The organism is Rhizobium sp. Rhizsp42 (genome assembly GCF_047304155.1).
Lineage (GTDB): Bacteria > Pseudomonadota > Alphaproteobacteria > Rhizobiales > Rhizobiaceae > Rhizobium.
This window is the reverse complement of sequence record NZ_JBGLYS010000008.1, coordinates 139,324-161,556: the sequence shown is the minus strand read 5'-3', so window position 1 is coordinate 161,556 and position 22,233 is coordinate 139,324. Positions and strand designations below refer to the sequence as shown.

Sequence of the window (22,233 nt, the reverse complement as noted above, 5' to 3'; positions counted from 1 at the left end):
TTCGTTTCGTCGCAGGTTATTCAGCCGCCTGCGCGAGCTCTTCGGCCTCGAAACGATAGGTCGTCGAGCAGAATTCGCAGGTGACCGCGATCTCGCCCTCTTCCTGGCTCGCTTCGATCTCCTCGGCGGAGAAGCCCTTGAGCACGCCCTTGATCTTCTCGCGCGAACACGAGCAGCGGTCGAACACTTCGCGCGGCTCGTAAACGCGCACGCCGCGCTCGTGGAACAGACGGAACAGCAGGCGCTCGACACCGACCTGCGGATCGGTCAGCTCGTCTGCGTCAATGGTTTCCACCAGCGAACGCGCTTCAGCCCAGGCATCGTCTTCAGCATGCTGGACGGTACCTTCGTCGCCATCGCCGCCATGCAGGTCGGCCTGGCGCATGCGCTCTGGCGCTTCCGGCAGGAACTGGGCAACGAGGCCCCCTGCCCGCCAGCGATGACGCGGCTTGCCTTGCTCATCGCGGTCAAGCAGTTCGGCGGCGGCGAGGCGCACGCGCGTCGGAATCTGTTCCGACTGGCGGAAGTAGGTGCCGGCAATGTCTTCCAGCGTGGCGCCGTCGAGCGCGACGATGCCCTGGTAAGGCTGACTGAACTTGCCCTGGTCGATGGTAAACGCCAGCATGCCCTTGCCGAGTAGCTGCTCGGGCTCGGCGCGACCGGCAGCAATCGCCTCGTCCAGCAGCGTCTGGTCGAAGCGGGCGTAGGCGCGCACGTTTTCGGGCGTCGAGAAATCGGCAACAAGCAGATCGACCGGGCCGTCGCTCTTGGTCTGGACAGTGAACTTGCCTTCGAACTTCAGCGACGTGCCGAGCAGCACCGTCAGCGCGATGACTTCGGCCAGCAGGCGGGCGACGGGTGCGGGATAATTGTGGCGATCGAGGATCGCATCCAGCATCGGGCCGAGCTGGACAGCGCGACCGCGCACATCCAGGCCTTCCACCTGAAACGGAACGACATGATCATCGCCGGCGAAATCGAATTCGCCGAGGGTGGCTGCAGCTTCTGCCATGGTCTTCTCCTAGTCTGAGGGCAGCGGACGAGCCCGTCCATCCGCCAGCGCGGCCACGAGCCTGTCCGGCCCGATGTGGCCTCCAGTATGGTTCAGATCGCGCCCAGGCACCAAGCAAGAATCGACTTCTGCGCATGAAGACGGTTTTCCGCTTCATCGAAGACCACGGATTGCGGGCCGTCGATCACGTCGTCGGTAACTTCCTCACCACGATGGGCCGGCAGGCAATGCATGAACAATGCATCCTTGTCGGCCTGTGCCATCAAAGCCGAATTGACCTGATAAGGCTGGAAGACGTTGTGACCCCGGGCCCGATGTTCCTGATTCATGGAGACCCAGGTATCGGTCACCACGCAATCGGCGCCGGCGACCGCACGGTCGGCATCATGGCTCAGCATGATCTCGGCGCCCTCATTGCGGGCCCAGTTCAGATAGTGATCCTTCGGCTCGGAACCAAGGGGTACCGCCATGTTCATGCGATAGCCGAAACGGGCAGCCCCTTCGACCAGCGAATGCAGCACGTTGTTGCCATCGCCCATCCAGGCAATCGTCTTGCCCTTGATGGGGCCGCGATGCTCTTCGAAGGTCATGATATCGGCCATGATCTGGCACGGATGGGTGTCATCTGTCAGCGCGTTGATGACGGGAACCGTCGCGTGTTCGGCGAGCTCCAGCATGCGCGCATGGTCGGTCGTGCGGATCATGATCGCATCGACATAGCGCGACAGGACCTTGGCGGTATCGCCAATCGTTTCGGCGCGGCCGAGCTGCATTTCGGTGCCGGAGAGGAACAGCGTCTCGCCGCCGAGCTGGCGCATGCCGACGTCGAAGGAGACGCGGGTGCGGGTCGAGGGCTTTTCGAAGATCATCGCCAGCATCTTGCCTGCCAGCGGCTTGTCGCCCTGGCCGGCCTTGAAGGCCTGCTTGCGGGTCTTGGCGTCGTCCATGATGACCCTGAGGTCGGAAGAGGATACCGCGGAGAGATCGAGAAAGTGTTTTGGGGAAGCCATCTGTCTTTAACCTGTTACGCCCGCCATCCGGCCGGGCATCCATCCATTCAAGCCGTCTTCTTTGCCTTGGCGCGCACGCTCTCGGCGGCACGCTCCAGGCGCGCGAGGCCTTCGCGGGCTTCGTCAGCGGTGACGACGAGCGGAGGAAGCAAACGGATGACATTGTCGCCGGCCGGAATGGCCAGCAGGTTGGCAGCGCGGATGGCCTGCAGGAGCTCAGCCGACGGAACAGCCGCCTTGACGCCAAGCATCAGGCCTTCGCCGCGGATATCCTCGATCACATCAGGATAACGATCCTTCAGCGATGCGAGACCCTGACGGAAGACGAGTGCCACGTCGCTGACGTGCTGCAGGAAGCCTTCCTCGAGGATCACGTCGAGCACGGCATTGCCGACGGCCATGGCGAGCGGGTTGCCGCCATAGGTCGAGCCATGGGTGCCGGCCTTCATGCCGGAGGCAGCTTCAGCCGTTGCCAGGCAGGCGCCAAGCGGGAAACCACCGCCGATGCCCTTGGCGGCCGCGAGAATGTCCGGCGTTACGCCCAACCGCTCATAAGCAAACAGCTTGCCTGTACGGCCGACGCCGGTCTGAACCTCGTCCAGGATCAGAAGCAGGCCGTTTTCATCGCAGAGCTGGCGCAGCGCCTTCATGAACTCCACAGTCGCCGGGCGGATACCGCCCTCGCCCTGTACCGGTTCGATCAGGATGCCGGCCGTGGCATCGGTGATCGCAGCGCGAACGGCCTCGATATCACCGAAGGGAACCTGGTCGAAACCGGGTGCCTTGGGGCCGAAGCCTTCCAGATACTTTTCCTGGCCGCCGGCGGCGATCGTCGCCAGCGTGCGGCCGTGGAAGGCGCCTTCGAAGGTGATGATGTGGAAGCGCTCGGGATGGCCCTTCGAATACTGGTAGCGGCGCGCGGTCTTGATCGCGCATTCCAGCGCCTCGGCGCCCGAATTGGTGAAAAACACCTTATCCGCGAAGGTTGCATCCGTCAGCCGCTTGGCCAGGCGCTCCTGACCGGGGATCTCGTAAATGTTGGAAAGGTGCCAAACCTTATCGGCCTGATCCTTAAGCGCACCGACGACATGCGGATTGCTATGGCCGACGGAGGTCACGGCAACGCCCGCGCCGAAATCGAGATATCGCTCGCCAGTTTCGGTGATCAGCCACACGCCCTCTCCTCGCTCGAACCGCAGCGGGGCACGAGAGTAGGTATCATAAAGCGGCGCGGCTTCAGCCATGGCGCGATCTCCTGTCATTCGCTCAATAATCGCCCGGACTCCGGCTAAAAAGCGGGTGCCCGGAAATGAAAAATGCCGCCTTTCGGCGGCGAGGGGCACTATTGTCTTTTCGCAGTGCGATGTCAACAAAACTGAGCTTTTGTCGCATGCGTCAAGCAAGCATCGGGGTGCCGGTGAGCTATCAACAGCTAATGTTGCAGAAATGACTCTCTCACCCAGCAAGTTGGGGAAAACCGAGAAATCGATTCGCCGCGATTCAACCGACTCTTGTCACGGAGTCGCCCTCACTCTAGGTTAAAACTCAATTACTAGACTGCATGCGGCGGAACTAGTCACCAAAATCGAGCAAGCGTTTCTTGGTCCGGACACGTCCGTGCCATGGGTGAGGGATTCTGCCTACACCAACGCAATAAGGCGGAGACAGGGCATGAACTGGACAGACGAGCGCGTTGAAAGACTGAAGAAGCTTTGGGCCGAAGGCTTGAGCGCCAGCCAGATTGCGGCACAACTTGGCGGTGTAAGCCGCAACGCCGTCATCGGCAAGGTCCACCGTCTGAACCTGCCTGGCCGCGCCAAGGCCGGCGGCACGACGACGGCGACCCGAGCACCGAAGCGCCCGGCGGTTTCGACGCCCCGCCCCGCCAGCAACTTCAATTCCGCACGCATCTCGCCAAGCCGCGCCGTTGCCCGCCCGCAGGGCGCAGTGGCTCTCAAGGAAGAGATGGACATCGATGCGATCGAGGAAGTCCGCTACCGTCCGGCTTCCAACGTTGTCGTTCCGATCTCGCGCCGCCTCGGCCTCACGGAACTGACCGAGCGTACGTGCAAGTGGCCGGTCGGCGATCCGCTGACGGATGACTTCCACTTCTGCGGCTGCGAGTCCCCTGACAACTCGCCGTACTGCACCTATCACCAGCGCATGGCTTATCAGCCGGTCAACGAGCGCCGCAAGGCAGCCAACCGGGTCGCATGACCCGGAAAGCCGGATAAGGAACACAAGAAAACGGGCCCTCGCGGGGCCCGTTTTTCGTTGGATCGGATGAAATGGAAGCGCCTTACGCTTCCATCGAATAGCCGGCGCCGCGAACGGTGCGGATGACATCCTGCATGTTGGAGAAGTTGAGCGCCTTGCGCAGGCGGCCGACGTGTACGTCGACGGTGCGCTCGTCGACATAGATGTCATGGCCCCAGACGCCATCGAGCAGCTGCGAGCGGGAGAAGACGCGGCCCGGCGACGACATCAGGAATTCCAGGAGGCGGAATTCGGTCGGTCCGAGGCGGACTTCGCGGCTCTTGCGGTGAACGCGATGCGTTTCGCGATCGAGCTCGATATCGCCGCACTTCAGCAGCGAGGAGAGCACTTCCGGCTTGGCACGGCGCAGCATCGCCTTGACGCGGGCAACGAGCTCAGGCGTCGAGAACGGCTTGACGACATAGTCGTCGGCGCCGGTCGACAGGCCGCGAACGCGTTCGCTTTCCTCGCCACGGGCGGTGAGCATGATGATCGGCAGGCGCTCCGTCTCGGGGCGCATGCGCAGGCGACGGCACAGCTCGATGCCGGAAACGCCGGGCAGCATCCAATCGAGGATCAAAAGATCCGGCGTGCGTTCCTGCAGCCGGATTTCGGCCTCGTCACCGCGAAGGATGGTATCGACTTCGAAGCCTTCGGCCTCAAGGTTATAGCGAAGAAGCACGCTCAGTGCTTCTTCGTCTTCAACGACTGCTACTCTTGGGATCATTCGTCTCGGTCTCCTGGGGGCGTGGGTCCGGAACGCTTATTCCGTGACCGCGCCGACGGTGTTGGCGGTGTCGTCCTTCGGACGCTCGCCTTCCGGCTGGGCGCCGGTTGCCATGTAGTAGATGGTCTCTGCGATGTTGGTGGCGTGGTCGCCGATGCGCTCGATGTTCTTGGCGCAGAAGAGAAGATGCGTGCAGCTGGTGATGTTGCGCGGATCTTCCATCATGTAGGTCAGCATCTCGCGGAACAGCGAGGTGTACATCGCGTCGATTTCCTCGTCGCGCTCGCGGATCGACTTGGCACGATCGGCAACGCGGCTGGTGTAAACGTCGAGAACTTCCTTGAGCTGGACGAGCGCCAGTTCGGAGAGATGCTCGAGGCCACGGGCGAGCTTGCGCGGAACGCCGGTGCTCTGGACCGCGATGACGCGCTTGGCGGTGTTCTTGCCAAGATCGCCGACGCGCTCGAGATCGGCCGCGATGCGGATCGAACCCATGATTTCGCGAAGGTCGGCGGCCATCGGCTGGCGGCGGGCGATGGTGATGATCGCCTTTTCGCCGATCTCGCGCTCGGCGTGATCGAGGATCACGTCGTCGGAGATGACCTTCTGGGCGAGCGAAGTGTCGCCGTTGACGAGCGCGCGAACAGCGTCGCCGACCATCTGTTCCGCGAGGCCGCCCATTTCGGAGATGCGGCGCGTCAGGAACTTGAGATCATCGTCATAGGCGGAATAGATATGTGTCGATGCCATGGGGCTTATCCTTGAATGTCCTGAGGTTTACCGGTTTCGGAGATCAGCCGAAGCGGCCCATGATGTAATCCTGGGTGCGCGGATCATCCGGGTTGGTGAACATCTTGTCGGTATCGTTCTCCTCGACGAGGTTGCCGAGGTGGAACATGGCGGTGCGCTGCGAGACGCGGGCTGCCTGCTGCATCGAGTGCGTGACGATGACGATCGTGTAGGCTTCGCGCAGCTCGTGGATGAGTTCCTCGACCTTGGCGGTCGCGATCGGGTCGAGCGCCGAGCAGGGCTCGTCCATGAGGATGACTTCGGGGCTGACGGCAATCGCGCGGGCGATGCACAGGCGCTGCTGCTGACCACCCGAGAGGCCGGTGCCGCCTTCATGCACGCGATCCTTGACCTCGTTCCACAGGCCGGCGCGCTGCAGGCTCTGCTCGACGATGACGTCCATGTCGGCCTTCGCCTTGGCGAGACCATGGATGCGCGGGCCGTAAGCGACGTTTTCGTAGATCGACTTCGGGAACGGGTTCGGCTTTTGGAACACCATGCCGACGCGGGCGCGCAGTTCGACGACGTCGATATCCGGATCGTAGATATCATCGCCATCAAGCGTGATCTTGCCGGTGACGCGGCAATTGTCGATCGTGTCGTTCATGCGGTTCAGGCTGCGCAGGAAGGTGGACTTGCCGCAGCCCGACGGACCGATGAGAGCCGTCACGGTGTTTTCGCGGATGTTCAGCTTCACGTCGAAAAGCGCGCGCTTTTCGCCGTAGTAAACCGAGACGTCCTGGCCGATCATTTTATACGGAATGGTATTCATCTTCTGGTCTAGCGCCTTCTCAACTGCTGCTTCCGTCAACATGTTCATGATGTTTACTCCGTTTACCAGCGGCGCTCAAAGCGACGACGCAAGAGGATGGCTCCGAGGTTCATGACGATCAGGAACAGGAGCAGGACGATGATGGCGCCGGACGTGCGCTCGACAAAGGCGCGTTCGGCTTCGTTTGCCCACATGTAAACCTGCACCGGCAGAGCCGTGGAGGGATCCATCGGGGTGGCAGGCGCATTGGCGACGAAGGCGACCATGCCGATCAGGAGCAGCGGCGCGGTTTCACCGAGCGCGTGCGCCAGACCGATGATGGTGCCGGTCAGGATGCCAGGCATTGCCAGCGGCAGGACATGGTGGAACACCATCTGCATCTTCGAAGCGCCGAGGCCGAGGGCGGCCGCGCGGATCGAAGGAGGCACGGCGCGCAGTGCCGCGCGGGTGGCGATGATGATGGTCGGCAGTGTCATCAGCGTCAGCACCAGACCGCCGACCAGCGACGCGGAGCGTGGCAGACCTGCGAAGTTGATGAAGACGGCGAGACCGAGCAGACCGTAGACGATCGAGGGAACGGCCGCGAGGTTGTTGATGTTGACTTCGATCAGGTCGGTCAGCTTGTTCTTCGGCGCGAACTCTTCGAGGTAGATCGAAGCGGCGACACCGATTGGCAGCGACAGGGCAAGAACGATCAGCATCAGGTAGAGCGAGCCGATGAGGGCGACGCCGAGACCTGCGGCTTCCGGACGGCTGGAGTTGCCGTTGACAAAGAGGCCAGTGTTGAACTCCTTGTGGAGCGTGCCGCTGGCGGCCATCTGCTGCATCCAGCCGACCTGGCGGTCGTTGACCTTACGGTTCTTCTCGTCGACCGTCAGGTCGATCTGGCCCTTGTTGGCCGAGTCGACGTTGGCGTCTGCGAGAAGCGTGACGTTGACCGTCTTGCCGATGAGCGACGGGTCGGCGACGACCATGTCGCGGAGCACGATCGGCGCACCCTTGGAGATCATCGCGGTGGCGTCGCGGACTTCAGGACGGCTCTGGGTGTTGATGCCGAGCGTCTTGACCATGGCGTCGCGGATCAGCACCGGATAGTTGGCGGCGATCAGCACCGATGGGTCGGTGGCGCGCTTGTTGTTGGGGTCGAGCACCTTTTCGGAGAACTCGATCGGCAGAGTGATCGAGGTCTGCGCGAAGGCCGTGTAGCCCTGACGGATGACCGTCGTGAGCAGGATGGCCAGGAAGATCAGACCGAAGGAGATGGCAGCGATGCCATAGGCCTGGAAGCGGCGTTCGGCGGCGTAGCGACGCTTGATGCCGATGTCGCGGCGGGCCGGCGCCTTGGAGACGACGACGCCCTGTCCGGAGGAAACAACGTCCGTCATTCGTACTGCTCCCGGTATTTGCGCACAATGAAGAGCGCGTAGATGTTAAGGCAAAGCGTGATGAAGAACAGCGTGATGCCAAGCGCGAAGGCAACCAGCGTCTGCGGCGAGGTGAACTCAAGGTCACCCGTCAGCTGGTTGACGATCTTGACCGTCACCGTCGTCATCGGCTCGAATGGGTTGATCTGGATGCGGGCGGCGACACCAGCCGCAAGCACGACGATCATGGTCTCGCCGATGGCGCGCGAGGCGGTCATAAGGAGGGCGCCGACGATACCCGGCAGGGCGGCGGGGAGAACGACCTTCTTGATCGTTTCCGAACGCGTGGCGCCGAGGCCGAGCGAACCGTCACGCAGGGCGCGTGGTACGGCGGTGATGATGTCGTCAGACAGCGAGGAGACGTATGGGATCAGCATGATGCCCATGACGATACCGGCGGTCAGAACGCTCTGTGCCTGGATGAAGTTGCTGTAGTCGCCGGTCAGAAGGCCATTCACCTGGGACGAGAGGTCGCGCAGGAAGGGGCCGACAGTGATGAGGGCGAAGAAGCCGTAGACGATGGTCGGGATACCGGCCAGAACTTCGAGCAGCGGCTTGGCGATACCGCGAACCTTGGGAGCCGCGTATTCCGCCATGTAGATGGCCGCAAAGAGACCGACCGGAACGGCGACCAGCATGGCGACGAAGCCGATGTAGAGCGTGCCGAGCAGCAGCGGGATGAGACCGAACTGGCCGAAGGACGAGCTGCCGGCGCCGGCGAAGCGCGGATCCCAGACCGTGCCGAAGAAGAAGTCGGCTGCCGGAACTTCAGCGAAGAAGTGGGCTGCTTCCGTCAGCATCGACATGACGATACCGACAGTGGTCAGGATGGCGATGGAGGATGCGAGCAGCAGACCCCAGAGCATGACGCGCTCGACGCGGTTGCGAGCCCGGAAACGGGGAGCGACTTCACGCAGGGCATAGAAGCCACCGGCAACGCCAAGCGCCAGAACGACCAGCGTCATGATCAAGCGGCTGATGCCGCTCTCGGTGTTCAGCTTCTGCGCGCCTTCGATCATGTAAGGCTGCGGCACGCCGGCGAGCGGAACGCCCTTGGCGGCGAGCTTGGCCTGGAGGCCGGCGGGATCGCCGACGCCTGCGGCAACGTCTTCGCTCGCGAGCAGCGGCAGACCGCGGGCGATGGCGCTGACCATGCCGTAGTTCAGGTTCTGCTGAGCGGCCGGCTGGGCCTTCACGTCGTCAGGAAAACCGCCGCGAACGGAGGATTCGATAATGGAGGGGCTGATCGCAAGCCAGGCGCACAGAACGATGAGCGCAGGCAGGATAGCCCAGATTGCGGCATAGGCACCGTAGTAGCCAGGCCGGGAGTGCAGTGCCGAGGATTTACCTCCGGCAAGCGCCGTCGCGCGGCTGCGTGCTGCCACAAAGGCAACCGCGCCAAGCACAACGAGGCACAAGAGTAAGACGGATGTACTCATTCGTTAAGGTCCCCCAGGCCCTCGGCCCCCAAGAGCGAAACGGCGCCTCGGCCATCTCGGCTTCCAATCATGGAGTAGTTCAGCTTCACCGCTCCCGTAGAGCGGACAAAGGCAATGCCGGCGCGACCCTTTGGACCGCGCCGGCAAAGTTTATTACATGGTCTTGCCGTCTTCGACCGACTTGCGGGTCGCTTCGCGCTCAGCGTCCGGAGCAGCAACCAGGCCGTACTCGACGAGCGGGCTGTCAGGGCCAACCATCTGGTCGGATACGAAGAAGTTTACGTATTCCTTCAGGCCCGGGATAACGCCCAGGTGAGCCTTCTTCACGTAGAAGAACAGCGGACGGGAAACCGGGTAGGTGCCGTCAGCGATCGTTTCCGGGCTCGGAACGATACCCTTGACGGTAGCGACCTTCAGCTTGTCAGCGTTGTTTTCGTAGAAGGAGAGGCCGAATACGCCAACACCGGTCTTGTTGGCAGCGATGCGTGCCAGCGTTTCCGGATAGTCGCCGTCGATGTCGACTGCAGCGCCGTCTTTACGAACTGCAACGCAAGCCTTGCTCTGGGCAGCCTTGTCAGCGATTTCCTTGGAGATCACTTCGAGAGCGCCAGAGTCCTTGCAGCCAGCAGCGAGAACGTTCAGTTCGAACACTTCGCGGGTGCCGTGCTTTTCGCCGGGGATGTAGGCAGCGATATCAACAGCCGGGAGCTTGGAGTTGACTTCCGACCACTTCTTGTAGGGGTTTGCGACGAGCTTGCCGTCGACAACAACCTGAGCGGCGAGAGCCTTGTAGAGGTCGGCCGGCTCGTAAGCGACGTCAGGGTTGGACGAGTCGGTTGCGAAGACGATGCCGTCGTAGCCGATCTTGACTTCCTGGATGTCGGTAACGCCGGCAGCCTTGCAGGCTTCCAGTTCCTTGGCGTTGATCGGACGCGAAGCGTTGGCAACGTCGATCGTGTCAGGGCCTACGCCCTTGCAGAATTCCTTGAGGCCAGCGCCGGTGCCACCGGATTCAACGACCGGCGTCTTGAAGTCCTTGAAGGTTTCGCCGAAGGTTTCGGCAACGATCTTGGCGTAAGGCAGAACGGTGGACGAACCACTGACCTGGACCTGGTCGCGAGCAACAGCCGCGCCTGCGAAAGCGGCGGAAGCAGCAAGTGCAGCGACCGTAAGTTTAAAAGCGTTCATAATAGTCTCCCGGGCTTATAACTGTCTGGGTGGGGCCTGAACGGCCCTTTGACGGTGCCGTCTCTGTCAGCGGCACGCATTCTTTAGCCCCTGATGACAAGAGCTTTTATGTCAGTTCGGTGAAACATTTATGACAGTCTATGCAATTGAAATTCATAGATAAAATCAGACTTCATAAAGACCGGGACGTCTTTTATGTCAAAATCGGACGGTAAAGCTCGTTCCCTTGCCGACCTCGGACTTGACGATCAGGCGGGCGCGGTGGCGCGTCAGGATGTGCTTGACGATGGCAAGGCCGAGGCCGGTGCCCTTCTTTGAGCGGCTATCCTCGATGTTGACGCGATAGAAACGCTCCGTCAGGCGCGGCACGTGTTCTGCCGGAATACCCGGCCCCTTGTCGACGATGGTGACCTCGACGGGTCCGCCGGGGCCATTTTTCAGGAAGACCTCGACGAGTTTGCCTTCCTGGCCATATTTGCAGGCGTTTTCGATCAGGTTTTCAAACACCTGCACCAGCTCGTCGCGATCGCCCGCCACCTCGGCTCGGCCTTCCGGCAGATGCAGCTGAATATCGACGCCGACGTCATTGGCGAGGGGCAGAAGCGCATCCCGGACATGGCCGAGCAGCGGCACGAGATCCACCTTCTCATCGGGCGCGATATGCGACTTCAATTCCAGACGCGACAAGGACAAGAGGTCGTCGACCAAGCGGCTCATGCGCGTGGTCTGGTCGAACATGATGCCGAGGAAGCGTTCCTGCGCCTTGAAATCGCTTTTCGCCGGCCCCTGGATGGTTTCGATGAAGCCGCGCAGCGAGGCGAGCGGCGTGCGCAGTTCGTGGCTGGCGTTGGCAACGAAATCCGAGCGCATGCGATCGATGCGGCGCACTTCCGATATGTCACGGAAGGACAGGACGAAAAGCCGCTCGCTCGCACCATGGTTGGCACCGCCGACGGCGCCGAGCTCGACCGGTGAGCTGCGGACAATATAGACGCGCTCCGACGGCAGGCGTTCGGAGTGCTCGATCTGGTTCGGCGCATTGGTGACGATGGTTTCGCGAACCATGTCGAGAATGCCTGGCGAGCGCAGCCGGGCGGAGATATGCGCGCCGATGACGACCTCTCCGAAGGCCTTTTCAGCGGCGCGGTTCTGGAACAGCACGGAGGCGTCGCCCGCCAGCACCATGACGGGAATGTCGAGCGCCGAAAGTGTTGCCGACACCTCGGGCAGAAGACTGCGCGCGGCGGGCTCCTCGACCTCGGACACCGGTGGCGCCGAGGCCACTTGTGGGCGCGGCTCTGACGAACACATGATGGCAAGCAGCATGATCGCCAGCAGGCCGAGCACGCCCCAGCCGTTCATGCCCGCGGTTACCGCGATGAACGCAATCGCCAGCGCGACGAGAAGCACGAAGCTCTCCCGACGGAGCTTTGCCGTCAGTTTGGCCGTCCATGGCGTTTGCTGTTCCAAGTGTCCCTCGCGACGTCGATTCGTTCTTCGTTGGCTATCAAACTTCGCCTGATAGCGCTCTTTCATGACAGAAGTTTACCGATGCCGCCAGCAAACCGACAATGCACCCCGACTGCGCACATAATTTTTACTGATGCCGAGAGGTTTGATTTTCAAAAGGAAATGTGTTCGCCTTGGCGGCTACGCACATAAAGAGGAGGATCGTCATGTCGGAAGATGTCGAAAGCAGATCAGTCGAACTGGATATTAACGGCAAGAAGCGCGTCTTCGACGTGGACGATCCGGTGCTGCCCGACTGGGTGGACGAGGAGGCGCTGAAATCGGGCGACTTCCCCTATAACAAGAAGCTCAAGGAAGAAGAGTATCTCGAAGAGCTCAAGGCGCTTCAGATCGAGCTGGTGAAGGTGCAGTTCTGGCTTCAGGCGACCGGCAAGCGGGTGATGGCGCTGTTCGAGGGCCGCGACGCCGCCGGCAAGGGTGGCGCGATCTCGGCCTCCTCCGCGCACATGAACCCTCGCCTTGCCCGCGTGGTGGCGCTGACCAAGCCCACCGACCGCGAGGCCGGACAATGGTATTTCCAGCGCTACATCGCGCAGTTTCCGACGGCGGGCGAGTTCGTGCTCTTCGACCGCTCCTGGTACAACCGCGCAGGCGTCGAGCCGATCATGGGCTTCTGCACGCCGAAACAATATGAGGATTTTCTCGCGCAGGCACCGCAGATCGAGAAGGTGATCAGCCACGAAGGCATTTTCTTCTTCAAGTTCTATCTGGATATCGGCCGCGAGATGCAGCTGAAGCGGTTCCATGACCGCCGCCATGATCCCCGGAAGGTGTGGAAGCTGTCGTCGATGGATATAGCGGCGCTGACCAAGTGGGACGACTACAGCGAAAAGCGCGACCGGATGCTGAAGGAAACGCACACGGAATTCGCGCCCTGGACCGTGGTTCACGCCAACGACAAACGCCGCGCCCGCGTAAACCTCATCCGCCATATGCTGAAGACGATCGACTATGACGGCAAGGACAAGGACGCGATCGGCAAGCTCGACGACAAGATCATCGGCCAGGGGCCGAAGTTCCTGAAGTGACGGCGGCCAAACATACTAACTGAGCGGCGCCCCGGCCGCCTTATTGGCCGGGCAGGATACGCACGGCGTAGAGGTTGATGCCTCTTGCCTTGCCGTCCACGTCGCTGTTGATCAGAAGCGTGCCGGCCGAGGTCGGCGCGAGCGAGCGATCGAAGCGGACCTGCAGGAGCACGTCCGACTTTTCGCGGTTGACCGTGAAACGGTGGCGGGCGCAATCGCCTAGCGACTGGAAATCGCATTCGACGGTGATCTGCGTCGGCTCGTCGGAGGTCGATTGCAAAGTGACCGCGATCGTCGAGGACTTGCCGGCGAGCTGCTGCAGGATATCGGGCGGAACGGTGATGCCGACATTGCCGTCGGCGCCGGCGCTTTGCGAGGTGAGGCGCACGGCCGGACCATCGTTTTCGGCAATGCTCTCGACGCGCGACTGCGCGCCCTTGACGATCTTGTTGGCATCCGACGGCTTGAAGATTTCGAGCCAAGCGGCGGAGAAAGAATTCTGCGGATCGATGACCGGCGCCTGGCTGGCGTCGCTTTCGGCGGTGTGATTGTCACTCGCGCCGTTGAAATCCTCCGGCGCGGTGGTGGCGGGCGGATTGGCGACGCTGGTATCGCGCTCGGCCGCCGTCATCAGCAGGCCTGATGTGTGCGCCCACCAGGCGCCCATGCCGATGAAGGCGAGCAGGACGCACCAGACAAGCAGGCGTGAGAAGAACTTGCGCGGCTTGCGGCGTGCGACGGCGCGCTCGGGCCGGAAATCCATGTTGGCCGGCTTCTTCTCGGCCACGAAGGGTTCGGGAGCCGCCGCCAGATGATCCGCATCGCCGGCATGCAGGCCGCCGAGACCGGAGTCCTCTTCGTAGCGATTGTCGGCGACCATGACGTCAGGCGCCGGCGCCCGCGTTTCGCCGCCGATCGTCGGGCTGTCGAAATCATCCGGCGCGCGAGGGGGTGGCGGTGGCGGGATATCGACCACGGGCGGCACCGGCACCTCCGGCGGCCCCTGGCGCGGATGAAGGCGCTGTCGCTCCTCCGCCTCGATCATGTGGATCGTCGTTTCCAGACGGTGGCGATGATGGGCGATCGCGTTGGTATCGGTGACGTCCTGCTTGCGCAGGCCGGCTTCCAGCGCCTGGCGCGCGGATTGATAGATCTTGGCTCGGACTTCGGGATTGTCGCGATCGGCATTGTCTAGCGCCGTTCTGATAGCCGTTTCTAATCCGCTCACGTCCGGTCCTTCGTGCTGATGACAGGCGTCATATGCTTAACAATATGCAACTGCGGTAGCGGCTGAGGCCGCAAACCGCAAGGCTGAGGCTGCCGACGGCGCCCGTTCAATAGGGGATAATACCGAAAGGCAGGCCTTTTTATAGAGCAAGCGATGTTGGCGGAACCGCGACACGGTCTTTTCCTGGCGAAAACTCTCTGCTATCACATTGACGTTTTCGTAAACGTCAATTCTTCACGGTGACCCATGGCCCTGCCCTCGATCCTGACGCGAAACCTCAGACTGCCCGTGGTGGCCTCTCCGCTGTTCATCATTTCGCACCCGGCGCTGACGCTGGCGCAGTGCAAGGCGGGCGTGATCGGCGCATTCCCGGCGCTGAACGCGCGGCCGGAAAGCCAGCTCGACGAATGGCTTGCGATGATGACCGAGGATCTCGCAGCGCACGACGCCGCCAATCCGGACAGGCCGGCCGCACCCTTTGCCGTCAACCAGATCGTCCATACGTCGAACAAGCGGCTGGAGCACGACCTGATGCTCTGCGTGAAATACAAGGTGCCGATCGTCATCTCCTCGCTCGGCGCCGTGCCCGAGGTGAATGCCGCCGTGCATTCCTATGGCGGCATCGTGCTGCATGACGTGATCAACAACCGGCACGCCAATTCGGCGATCCGCAAGGGCGCCGATGGGTTGATCGCGGTAGCGGCGGGTGCCGGCGGCCATGCGGGAACGCTCTCGCCGTTTGCGTTGGTGCAGGAAATCCGCGAATGGTTCGACGGCCCGCTTCTGCTTGCCGGCGCGATCGCCAATGGCGGCGCGATCCTGGCGGCGCAGGCGATGGGCGCCGACATGGCCTATATCGGCAGCCCCTTCATCGCCACCGACGAGGCGCGCGCCTCCGACGCCTACAAGCAGGCGATCGTCGACGGCGCATCGAGCGATATCGTCTATTCAAACTATTTCACCGGCGTCGCCGGCAACTACCTGAAACCCTCAGTCAAAGCCGTCGGCCTCGACCCCGAAAACCTGCCGGTCGCCGACGCCTCGAAGATGGATTTCGAACAGGCAGTGGGCGGCGCCAAGGCGTGGAAGGACATCTGGGGCAGCGGCCAGGGCATCGGCGCCATCAAGGCCGTCGAACCCGTCGAGGCGCTCGTGGACCGCATGAAAAAGGAATACGACGCGGCGCGCGACCGACTGGCGCTCCCCTCGCCGGCTTGAACGGCGCGCGGGGTATGTTTCCACAGCCGCGTTCTTTTTTACCAAAGACGTGACAGGGCGCTTGAAATCTTCCGACAATGCTTGTATCAGCGCCATGCAAATCGCGGGCCGAACACAAATCACCCGCCGGATTGCCGCTTTAGCTCAGGTGGTAGAGCACATCATTCGTAATGATGGGGTCGCAGGTTCGAGTCCTGCAAGCGGCACCATTTTTTCCAAGCACTTAGCACAGAATACCTGCCCTGCCGTTCCGACGCATTCCTGCGACGTCGGTTGCGTCCATTGCTTTCACCACGGATCTTTTTGCCGCGCGAAGCGACGCCCGCGCCATGGCTGCGGGCTCGCGGCGCGCGAAAGTTCCGAAATTACCGGAACAGGCTGATGATGCCGCTCGGCGCGGAGTTGGCGATCGACAGCGCCTGGATGGCGAGTTGTTGCTGGGTTTGCTGGGCGGCGAGCCTGGAGGATTCCTGCTCCATGTCGGCATCGACGAGACGGCCGATGCCGCTGTCGAGGCTGTCCATGAGCTTACTGGCAAAAAGCGTCTGCCCTTCGATACGGCTCTGCAGCGATCCGAGCGTGCTGGCGCTTTCGATCGATCGCTTCAGCATATATTCGACGCCGGTGAGATACTCATCGACACCAAAGGCGGAGCCAGTGACGTCGACCTCGTCGAGGTCGAACTCGAGCGTCCATGGCGGATCGGACTGCACGTTGCCAACGCTGACGCGGGCGGCGTGGTTGCCCGCCTCGGGGTAGATGCTTCGATCGGCCGAGAATGTGATGGTATCGCCCGATGGCACGACCACCAGATTGCTGCCCGCCGAGGCGAATGCAATGATGGTGGCGAGGTCCGTGGCATTGCCGACATAACCATCGCTCGTGCCGAGCGCCGCATCAACAGTCGCCCGGTCGATCGTGTAGGTCTGCATCGGGCTGGGACCAACCTGTACATCGAAGGTGATCGACGCCTCCTCGGAAACGGTGAACGACCGGCCGAACGTCATGTGGGCCTCAGGATACATATTGTCGTGATTGGCAAGCGGCGCATTCTCCAGACCGAGCCCGAAGCCGGACGGGTAGACGCCGTCGAAATCCGATGCAACGCCCGTTATGTCAATACTGGAGCCCGGATGACCAGAGGTCTCCAGCGAAGCGATCTCGAAACTCGCCGCCGTCAGCGAACCGGAGAAACGCGTCTCATTGGCTGTCGCGGGGACGCCGTTATCGGAGAAGACCTGGTTGAGCACCTTGCGCATGTCGGAAGCGTTGCGAATCTTGCCGTCGTTCGTGCCCAAGGCGGCGTCGATCACGCTCTTGTCGATCCTGAGCGCGGTAAAGGTTTCGCCAGCGGAATAGTCTCCCGCATCGACCACCAGATCGAAGTCGATGTAGTCCGCCGAACCGAAGGTGGCGGGGCCGGCGAAATTGTGGTTCTCGTGGCCCTGATGGGCGTCGGAATTGATGTTGGTGCCGCGGAAGCCACCGATATCGCCGACACCGCCCAACTCCTTCTGCAGGATGCCGCCACCGCCGGTGTTCAGCATGCTGCTCAGCTTGAGATTCACGCTTTCCGTTTCCACCTTTACCGATCCGTCATCCGAGCGGACGAACGACGACATGACGGAGGCTGTGAGATCATCCGTGACCATGAGATGTGTCGGGGCATCGGTGGTCAGCCAGTTGACTCCATTGAAGCTCGACGAAGCCACGATGCTTTCGGCCTGGAGATTGAGCTGCTTCAATTCATCCTGGACTTTAGCCTTGTCGACGCCGTCTTCCGTCGCGGCAACGAGCTTCGCCTTGAACTCGGTCAACACGTCGACGATCGAGTCAGTACCGGCATACGCGACATCGACCTTGGCGGACGCCATTCCCAGCGCATCCGAGACCGCGGAGACCGCCTTGCCGTCGGACCGCATCGTTGTGGCGATGGACCAGTAGGCGGCGTTATCGGACGCCGTTTCCACGCGCAGGCCCGACGATATCCGGCCTTGGGTCTCCTGCAGTCCTGAGTTGAGAGAGCTAAGCGTCTGAAGTGCTGCAAGCGCCGAGGTGTTTGTCAAAAGGGACGTCATCGGAGATCCAGATAAATAAAACCTTGAATTAAAACGAAGAGCGTTTCGGCTGATTCTTGCAGCCTATGGGTGCTTAACTAAGAAAATCACGGTTAACAAAGTATGGATACGATTAGCTAAATCTGATGAAAATGGTACAACTCGGGAGTTGTTCTTGTGGCCGCCACGAAAAAAGTCACAAAATTCGCGCCATCAAGTAGTCTCCAAGTCGCTCTTCGAGGTTTTCGATCAGGAAACTCAGGAATTAGGCCCGGCCGAAAGAATTTCGACCGCGCTCACGATTTGCCCTTGCGCGCGCACCGTAAAGTGATGCGCCAAACGGCCACATCCCCAGAATTCGCGATACCGCGACGCATTGATGTCGCATATGAGTGCGATCGTCCTGAAACGTGATGGCGGTCGCGTTTGGATTGGGCGGGCCGTGTCATGAGGGCTCTGAGGCACGGCCCGCAACGCAATTGGGGAGAGCGCACATGTGGGATATCCTGACGATCATAGGCATCTTCGGCCTGCTCTTTCTGGGGCGTGAGGCGCAGATCGTTTTCGCGAAGGCGCGTGCTTCCGGATGGAATGATTTTCCCCGGCGCTAAGCCGTTTGCGATCGAGCTTGCTTCGATCTGCCGAGACGCATGACGCCGTAAGAAGCGCCTGCTCCCATTGCCTGATGCCAGCCTGCGAAACTCATCCGAATGAGCGAAGTGCAAGGCGGCGCGCGGGGTGGTAGGTTGAGCTGTCTCGTTGGTATTGCGTTATCGATTGTATTGAGTTCGCGAGACGTGGCCCGCCCTGAGCGGGCTTTTTTTCGCCCGCACGACGCCGCTCGGCGTTACTTCGCCAAGGCTTCCGCGTCCGTCGCAGTCTGCGGCAAAGACTGCAGCAAGGTTTGGCGCGCGGAGCGCAGGTGCACCCTGCAGGCGGCCTCGATCGCGACGGGATCGCCGGCTTCAAGGGCGGCGATATAATCCAGATGCTCGTGGATGGCGCGTTCGTTGCGCTGACGGGCGAAGGCCTTGTTCCACTGGTAGTGATAGTGGAAGACGATGGCGATGGCGTCGTAGAAATCGGCGATGAAGCGGTTCTTCGCGGCTCCGTGGATCAGCAGATGGAAGCGCTCGTCGAGGGCTGAGAATTCCTTGTAGCGACCGTCGAGATCATCGAGCAGGGCGTGGTGCTCGGCCTTGATCTCCGCCAGAGCCCGCCAGGCTTCGTTATCGGCAGGCAGCCGGCCGAATTCGGCGGCGGAATGGAGCTCGAACATCTCGCGGACCTCGGCGAGCTCCAGCGCGAATTCGCGGGTAAAACCCTTCAATATCCAGTGGCTGTTCGGCCGTTTCTCGATCAGCCCGAAGCGCGAGAAGCGGATGAGGAATTCGCGCACGCTTGTGGTGCCGGTGCCGATGTCGCGGGCGAGCTCCAGCTCGTTGATCTGCGTGCCGGGGGCTGCATCATCCGACAGGATGCGCTGCATGAAGCTGCGCTCGATGATGTTGTGCAGGGAATCGGTCTCTTCCGAGGGAAAGAGATCGGCCTGGGTCGGCGTGCGCAACACCACCTTCTGGCGCTTGTTCCAGCTGATGATGCCTTCCTCATCCAGCCGGGTCAGGATGGCGCGGGCGGTGCTGCGGCTAATGCCAAGCTTGGCGGCGATATCGGGCTCGGAGGGCAGGGTCTCATCGGCGCGTAGAGCCGCGACATAGCGATTATACGCTTCTTTGAAGACCGTGTTTTGCCGCGCCATGCACACCCCGCCTTGTTGCCCTGCGGCACACGGCGAAAGCCCGCGAATGGCGGGCGCCGGCGCGTGGCAGGAGCTTATCTCTCGGCGATCCTTATCTTATTTTGGATCGTCCGCGGCTGTTTGCCTCCCTCGTCCACAGGATCAATAATCCCGTTGACTTGAAAATGTTTATTGTAGATAAAAAACAAAAGCAATGCGCATTCGCCGATGCAGCGAGTGTTTCCCTAGGGAGAAGATCGTTGAAGAAAGACCCTTGGATTATCCTGTCATCGGGCGACAATGTCGCGGTGGCCACGGCCCCGATCGCCGCCGGCGAGATGGTGGCGGGGATAACAACGCTGGAGAAGATCGACCCCGGTCACAAGATCGCGCTCAGCGATATCGCGCTCGGGCAGCCGGTGGTGAAGTACGGGCAGGCGATCGGGCGCACGACATCGGACGTCAAGGCCGGCCAGCACATCCATAGCCAGAACCTGCATTTCGAAAACGACCGCCTGGCTGCCACCGCCAATTCGGCGCCGGAGGAAGCAAGCGCCGCGGACCGCGCACGCACCTTCATGGGCTACAAGCGCGCCGACGGGCGCTCGGCGACACGCAACTATATCGGCATCATCGCCAGCGTGAACTGTTCCACCACGGTCTGTCGCGCCATCGCCGACCAGGCCAATCGCACCATCCTGCCGCATTACGAGGGCATCGACGGTTTCGTTCCGATCGTGCATGACCAGGGCTGCGGCATGAGCTCGACCGGCGACGGCATGGCCGTTCTGCACCGGACACTTGCCGGCTATACCAGGCATGTGAATTTCGGCGGCGTGCTGATGATCGGCCTCGGCTGCGAGGTCAACCAGCTGACGCTCTACGGCCAGAGCGGCGCCGGCAATTCCAAGCGTCATTTCAACATTCAGGATGCCGGCGGATCGCGTCGCGCCGTCGAGCGCGCCATGGGCATGCTCAAGGAGATCGCCGACGATGTCGGGCGCGAGCGGCGCGTGCCGCTGCCGATCAGCGATATCATCATCGGCATGCAGTGCGGCGGTTCCGACGGCTTCTCGGGCATCACCGCCAATCCGGCGCTTGGTGTCGCCGCCGATCTTCTGGCAGCGGCCGGCGGCACGGCGATCCTGTCGGAAACCTCCGAGATCTACGGCGCCGAGCATTTGCTTCGCAGCCGCGCGGTCAGCGAGGAGGTCGCTCGCAAGCTCGACGAGAAGATCGTCTGGTGGGAAAAATATGTGGCGATGCACGGCGCCTCGCTCGACAACAACCCCTCCCCCGGCAACAAGCGCGGCGGGCTGACCACCATCCTGGAAAAGTCGCTCGGGGCTGTGGCCAAGGGCGGACGTTCGCCGCTGACGGCGGTTTATGGTTATGCCGAACGGGTGACCGCACCCGGGCTCGTCTTCATGGACACACCCGGCTACGATCCCGTCTCGGCCACCGGCCAGGTCGCGGGCGGTGCCAACATGATCGCGTTTACCACCGGCCGCGGCAGCTGCTTCGGCTGTCGCCCGGCACCATCCATCAAGCTCTCCAGCAATTCGGCGCTCTATGCCTCGATGGAAGAGGACATGGACATCGACTGCGGCACGATCGCCAGCGGCGATGCGACGATATCCGGCAAGGGACGCGAGATCTTCGACCTGATCATCGATACGGCATCGGGCAAGAAAACCAAGAGCGAGGAATTCGGCTACGGCGATAACGAATTCGTGCCTTGGCATCTCGGAGCAACGCTTTAATCAAGAATATCGATAGTCTTCAGGGAGGAATGATGAAGACGAGGAGGATCGGCCGGACCGAGCTTGAGGTGACCGAAGTGAGCTTCGGCGCCGCAGCCCTTGGCGGCCTCTACCGCGCCTGTCCGCGAGACCAGGCGATGGAAACGCTCGACGCGGCATGGGATAGCGGCATCCGCTATTTCGACGTGGCGCCCTGGTATGGCCTGGGGCTCGGCGAGCGCCATGTCGGCGATTTCCTGCGCGGCAAGCCGGAAAGTGAATGGGTGCTCTCCACCAAGGTCGGGCGGCTGCTGCACCCGGTGCCGACGGGGACGGTTCCCGACTACTCTTATGTCGATCCGCTCTCGTTTGATGCCGACTACGACTACTCCTATGACGGCATCATGCGCTCGGTCGAATTCAGCTACGCGCGGCTGGGGCTGAACCGGATCGACATCCTTTATGTGCACGATATCGGCGGCTATACGCATGGCGCGGCGAAGAACGCCGTCTATCTCAAGCAGTTCCTCGACACAGGCATCAAGGCGCTGGAAGAGCTGAAGACATCGGGCGCGATCAAGGCCTTCGGGCTTGGTGTCAACGAGGTGCCCGTCTGCCTCGACGTGATGCGCAATGCCGATATCGACTGCATCCTGATGGCCGGGCGCTACACGCTGCTCGACCGCTCGGCCGAGGCCGAACTGCTGCCGCTCTGCCGCAAGAAGGGGACGTCGCTTGTGGTCGGCGGTGTCTTCAACTCCGGTATTCTCGCGACCGGTGCGGTGGCGGGGTCGAATTTCGACTATATGCCGGCGACCGAAGAGGTGCTCGCCAAGGTGCGCGGCATGGAAGCGGTCGCAGCCAAGAACGGTGTATCGCTCGCCGCGCCGGCGCTGCAGTTCGCGCTGCGCGACCCGCTCGTGTCGTCGGTGCTGATCGGCACCGGCAAGGCATCCAGCGTGACGCGCAACATGGACCTCTTCTCACCGATTTTGCCGGAGACGATCTATCCGGAATTCGATAGCTTCACTCTCGTTGCGCCGCCACTCGGCGACGATGCTGTTCGCGTTTAAGG

Annotated in this window: 18 protein-coding genes and 1 tRNA gene; 6 read left to right on the top strand and 13 right to left on the bottom strand. The window is 61.8% G+C overall.

The features are described 5' to 3' along the window. Window positions 1-16 precede the first annotated feature (16 nt). From ACCD05_RS10910 to ACCD05_RS10900, 3 genes are all read right to left on the bottom strand, one after another. On the bottom strand, window positions 17-1,012 hold the full coding sequence (locus tag ACCD05_RS10910) for an Hsp33 family molecular chaperone (RefSeq protein WP_413392584.1): 996 nt from the start codon (window positions 1,010-1,012) through the stop codon (window positions 17-19). 92 nt (window positions 1,013-1,104) lie between these two features. Then, on the bottom strand, window positions 1,105-2,022 hold the full coding sequence (argF, locus tag ACCD05_RS10905; RefSeq protein ID WP_413392582.1) for an ornithine carbamoyltransferase: 918 nt from the start codon (window positions 2,020-2,022) through the stop codon (window positions 1,105-1,107). 47 nt (window positions 2,023-2,069) lie between these two features. Further along, window positions 2,070-3,266, bottom strand: a complete 1,197-nt coding sequence (locus ACCD05_RS10900; RefSeq protein WP_209232634.1) for an aspartate aminotransferase family protein — start codon at window positions 3,264-3,266, stop codon at window positions 2,070-2,072. Window positions 3,267-3,693: 427 nt separating this feature from the next. On the opposite strand from ACCD05_RS10900, the gene ACCD05_RS10895 reads away from it, so the two are divergent. Beyond that, window positions 3,694-4,239 carry a GcrA family cell cycle regulator gene (locus ACCD05_RS10895; RefSeq protein ID WP_018898308.1) on the top strand — a complete coding sequence of 182 codons (546 nt, stop codon included), beginning with the start codon at window positions 3,694-3,696 and terminating at the stop codon, window positions 4,237-4,239. Window positions 4,240-4,321: 82 nt separating this feature from the next. Here the strand turns inward: ACCD05_RS10895 and phoB are convergent, their stop codons facing one another. The 7 genes from phoB to phoR form a co-directional block, all read right to left on the bottom strand. Then, the gene (gene phoB / locus ACCD05_RS10890) at window positions 4,322-5,005 is read right to left on the bottom strand and encodes a phosphate regulon transcriptional regulator PhoB (RefSeq protein WP_018898307.1); all 684 of its coding nucleotides are present in this window, start codon (window positions 5,003-5,005) and stop codon (window positions 4,322-4,324) included. A 36-nt stretch (window positions 5,006-5,041) separates the two neighbouring features. Next, the gene (gene phoU / locus ACCD05_RS10885; RefSeq protein WP_018898306.1) at window positions 5,042-5,755 is read right to left on the bottom strand and encodes a phosphate signaling complex protein PhoU; all 714 of its coding nucleotides are present in this window, start codon (window positions 5,753-5,755) and stop codon (window positions 5,042-5,044) included. Window positions 5,756-5,798: 43 nt separating this feature from the next. After that, window positions 5,799-6,614 carry a phosphate ABC transporter ATP-binding protein PstB gene (gene pstB, locus ACCD05_RS10880; RefSeq protein WP_018898305.1) on the bottom strand — a complete coding sequence of 272 codons (816 nt, stop codon included), beginning with the start codon at window positions 6,612-6,614 and terminating at the stop codon, window positions 5,799-5,801. A 14-nt stretch (window positions 6,615-6,628) separates the two neighbouring features. Then, the gene (gene pstA, locus ACCD05_RS10875; RefSeq protein ID WP_413392579.1) at window positions 6,629-7,951 is read right to left on the bottom strand and encodes a phosphate ABC transporter permease PstA; all 1,323 of its coding nucleotides are present in this window, start codon (window positions 7,949-7,951) and stop codon (window positions 6,629-6,631) included. Then, window positions 7,948-9,429, bottom strand: coding sequence for a phosphate ABC transporter permease subunit PstC (gene pstC / locus ACCD05_RS10870; protein ID WP_209232633.1), 1,482 nt, complete (start codon window positions 9,427-9,429; stop codon window positions 7,948-7,950). The genes pstA and pstC overlap by 4 nt, the downstream gene beginning before the upstream one ends. Before the next feature lie 153 nt (window positions 9,430-9,582). Next, complete coding sequence (locus tag ACCD05_RS10865; protein ID WP_111561643.1) at window positions 9,583-10,617, bottom strand: substrate-binding domain-containing protein; 1,035 nt, start codon at window positions 10,615-10,617, stop codon at window positions 9,583-9,585. A gap of 198 nt (window positions 10,618-10,815) precedes the next feature. Further along, window positions 10,816-12,087, bottom strand: a complete 1,272-nt coding sequence (phoR, locus tag ACCD05_RS10860) for a phosphate regulon sensor histidine kinase PhoR (protein ID WP_413392576.1) — start codon at window positions 12,085-12,087, stop codon at window positions 10,816-10,818. Window positions 12,088-12,293: 206 nt separating this feature from the next. Between phoR and ppk2 the strand changes: the two genes are divergently transcribed. Further along, the gene (gene ppk2 / locus ACCD05_RS10855) at window positions 12,294-13,175 is read left to right on the top strand and encodes a polyphosphate kinase 2 (RefSeq protein WP_413392574.1); all 882 of its coding nucleotides are present in this window, start codon (window positions 12,294-12,296) and stop codon (window positions 13,173-13,175) included. 40 nt (window positions 13,176-13,215) lie between these two features. Here ppk2 and ACCD05_RS10850 read toward each other — a convergent pair whose 3' ends face one another. After that, complete coding sequence (locus ACCD05_RS10850; RefSeq protein WP_413392572.1) at window positions 13,216-14,403, bottom strand: hypothetical protein; 1,188 nt, start codon at window positions 14,401-14,403, stop codon at window positions 13,216-13,218. 246 nt (window positions 14,404-14,649) lie between these two features. Between ACCD05_RS10850 and ACCD05_RS10845 the strand changes: the two genes are divergently transcribed. Both ACCD05_RS10845 and ACCD05_RS10840 read left to right on the top strand, forming a co-directional pair. Next, entirely contained in the window at window positions 14,650-15,621 is a 972-nt protein-coding gene (locus tag ACCD05_RS10845) for an NAD(P)H-dependent flavin oxidoreductase (RefSeq protein WP_413392570.1), read from the top strand. 133 nt (window positions 15,622-15,754) lie between these two features. Continuing rightward, window positions 15,755-15,830: transfer RNA gene (locus ACCD05_RS10840), tRNA-Thr, on the top strand. A 156-nt stretch (window positions 15,831-15,986) separates the two neighbouring features. Here ACCD05_RS10840 and ACCD05_RS10835 read toward each other — a convergent pair. Both ACCD05_RS10835 and ACCD05_RS10830 read right to left on the bottom strand, forming a co-directional pair. Further along, complete coding sequence (locus ACCD05_RS10835; RefSeq protein ID WP_413392568.1) at window positions 15,987-17,699, bottom strand: flagellin; 1,713 nt, start codon at window positions 17,697-17,699, stop codon at window positions 15,987-15,989. An 826-nt stretch (window positions 17,700-18,525) separates the two neighbouring features. Next, window positions 18,526-19,437, bottom strand: coding sequence for an FCD domain-containing protein (locus ACCD05_RS10830; RefSeq protein ID WP_413392566.1), 912 nt, complete (start codon window positions 19,435-19,437; stop codon window positions 18,526-18,528). A 239-nt stretch (window positions 19,438-19,676) separates the two neighbouring features. Here ACCD05_RS10830 and ACCD05_RS10825 point away from each other — a divergent pair, with 239 nt between their 5' ends. Further along, complete coding sequence (locus ACCD05_RS10825; protein WP_113235877.1) at window positions 19,677-21,179, top strand: UxaA family hydrolase; 1,503 nt, start codon at window positions 19,677-19,679, stop codon at window positions 21,177-21,179. Between the two features lie 32 nt (window positions 21,180-21,211). Further along, window positions 21,212-22,231: an aldo/keto reductase gene (locus ACCD05_RS10820; protein ID WP_413392564.1), complete on the top strand. Its 1,020-nt coding sequence runs from the start codon at window positions 21,212-21,214 to the stop codon at window positions 22,229-22,231. Window positions 22,232-22,233 lie beyond the last annotated feature (2 nt).